Source organism: Endozoicomonas sp. SESOKO2 (assembly GCF_024606245.1).
Lineage (GTDB): Bacteria > Pseudomonadota > Gammaproteobacteria > Pseudomonadales > Endozoicomonadaceae > Endozoicomonas_A.
The window spans coordinates 1-2,541 of the sequence record NZ_JAHHPQ010000482.1 but is presented as its reverse complement, the minus strand read 5'-3'; the positions used below and the strand labels follow the sequence as shown (position 1 = coordinate 2,541).

Below are 2,541 nucleotides of genomic sequence, written 5' to 3'. Positions count from 1 at the left end.
CAGTTTATAAATGCCCTGATAAACTAGACCATGGATTGCAGCAGTGCTCACTTTTCTGCACCAGCCAGACTCAGTCTGACCTCCCGGCAATGCGTATGGCCAGCAGTTTGCGAAGAAGTGTGCTGATGGCGCTTACTTTGAGAGAACAGGAAGGAGACTAAAAATAAACTCCGTCAAGACTACTCTCTGTCATTATCGGGTCTGTCAGTATCACTACTTTCAGTGTCACCCATGACAGCATCACTACTTTCAGAGTCGCCACTGCCATAGTCGATACTGCCATAATCGATACTGTTACGGGGACTACCACCGGACTCACTGCTGTCAGAGTCACCGCTGCCATAGTCAATACTGTTACGGTGACTACTGCCAGAGTCAGTGCTGTTGGAGTCTCCACTGCCATAATCAATATTGTTATGGTGACTATAGCGATAGTCACTACTGTCAGAGTCACAAGGATTATTCATAGCAAAATCATAGTTAAGCCCGAACCAACCGACGAAATCTTCCAAGTAGTCTATCCGTTCTTTCAGGTATTTTTTCTTCTTCTTTTCTTCGCTGAACTCTTTTCCTTCTTGTTCCACTGTCTCGTCGTAATTGGCTCCATCGGCCTGCTGATTAGCAACAGTGTCATTCGTTGCCAGATATGCCAGCGTTTTGACGGATTGTTCCAGCAGATCCGAAAATTCTGTGCCCAGAACTACCATTATGACGTAGTAATCTTCTTCAATAAAAGCTTTTGGTAATTGTTTCTCTATGTACTGTTCCAGGGTTAGAAGCAACTCTTGAAATAATTCAGGCTTTTCATTTCCAGGATTGTCTCTTGCGTCTTTTAATACCTTTTCGAATATTCCAAATAATGCCTGTTCTTTGCCTTTTATGCCTGAAGAGTCAGTATTGGTGTCTAACCAATTTGATAGACTAAAATAACTCGATAGGTTGTCAAGATGTGTATTTGCGAGTTGTATAGAGAAAGGATCAAGCATCAGGCTTATGGCATTAATGAGACTCACAAACTGACTACACGAGGCAACTAATTCAGGTTTTGTGTTACGATATTCTTTTATCAGACTGGACATTCGTTTAGCAGATTTTATATTACGCTGATAAATCGGTATTTTTTTTTGATTAATGTCATAGTTGAGCAGGGAGAAAGCGGCAATTAGCAGTGGGTCGGCTGATGGCGTGTATTTTTCAGCTTGCGAGGGTTTTTCCGATTCGCTCAAAAATATAAGGCGCATTTTTTCCAGCACTTTCAGGCCAATGAAGCATTTATTAGATTCTTCGATATTTGCTTTTAAAATTTTGGGATCTTCTATAGGTGTTTTTGCACCTAAAAGCTCAACTTTTTTTGCATCGAGTCTGTCGATACCAGACAAGCTAGCGGCGTGAAGCAGGAATGAGTGAAAAAACCAATAAGCGGCTTGTGGGTGGGCTCCCTTGCAGTGGATGGCTGTATAGTAACTCACCATCAACATCGCGAGGCTCTGTTGATCTTCTGGCCTGGTGATATCGACAGGAGATTCAGTACCCTGGATGTTAATGAGAACGCCTAGTAACACATTCTGGTTTTCGTCAGACTCAACATGGAGTGCTTTTTTCACTTGTTGAATCATACTCAGAATTGTCAGGCTCTCATTGGGGAGAGTAACCGGGACGTAACTCAACATAGTATTCAGGATCAGAGCGTCTCCATTCAGGCCTGTATTCAACTGTTGGATATTGGCAGTAATTTGTGCATGGGTTATCAATGGGAGCGGGATTTGCATTAAAGGCTGAGGCTGCAGTGCTTCAGCGCCCTGTGGTTCTTCTGTATGCACATCCATTTTTTCGTCTCGTTCATTTTCATGATTTAAAGCAAAGATGAGATGTGTCGTATTCGGGTTGAGGGTAAAAGGAGGGGGGGTTCCTAAATAAACATTGTGGTTAATCAAATCGTCCAGAAAGCTAGACGTTTTTGTCGTTTTATCTTCAGTAAATATCTCCTCCACAGGCATTGAGAAAGGGTTTTTTGCCAGCAGTTTAGAGCAGGGACAAACCATCATGATGAGGCCAAGGGAAGCAGCAACCGACTGATGAGCCTTGTTATGTTGGAAAAATATCGATTGCTTTGTTGCTGTAGGTAATTGAGCAATGGAGTGTGTCATCAACATCTACCTTATCCAGTTTATGAATGCTCAGATAAACTAGCCCATGGATTGCAGGAGTGCCGAATTTTAAGTATCAGTGAGACTCAGCCTTATCACCTGATTATGATTCGTTGAGCCAACGATATCTGCATTGAAGCCGGTGCTGACTTCATAAAAACCTCAACCGGGGAAGTGCGTTTAGCGCTACTCCTGAGTCTGCAGGCAACATGCAGATAGTCAGTTGCGACAGTGACAAGCAGAATATTGGCTTTAAACCCGCTAGTGCTAATCTGGCAGCATAAGACACTGCGCACATCGGGCAATTGCCGCTTTGAAGCCAGCAGTTTGTCGGGAAGCCTGCTAGCAGCCTGTCGGACTTAAGGCTGTCCTACTGCGGTTGCAATAAATTGGT

Annotated in this window: 1 protein-coding gene; it reads right to left on the bottom strand. The window is 43.4% G+C overall.

Annotated features, from left to right (window positions below):
• Positions 1-179 precede the first annotated feature (179 nt).
• The gene (locus tag KDK17_RS10820) at positions 180-2,147 is read right to left on the bottom strand and encodes a hypothetical protein (protein ID WP_257288081.1); all 1,968 of its coding nucleotides are present in this window, start codon (positions 2,145-2,147) and stop codon (positions 180-182) included.
• Positions 2,148-2,541: the final 394 nt, after the last annotated feature.

Coding starts and splice junctions, on each gene's coding strand:
- KDK17_RS10820 (WP_257288081.1), bottom strand. CDS start 2,147: ATGACACACTCCATTGCTCAATTACCTACAGCAACAAAGCAATCGATA.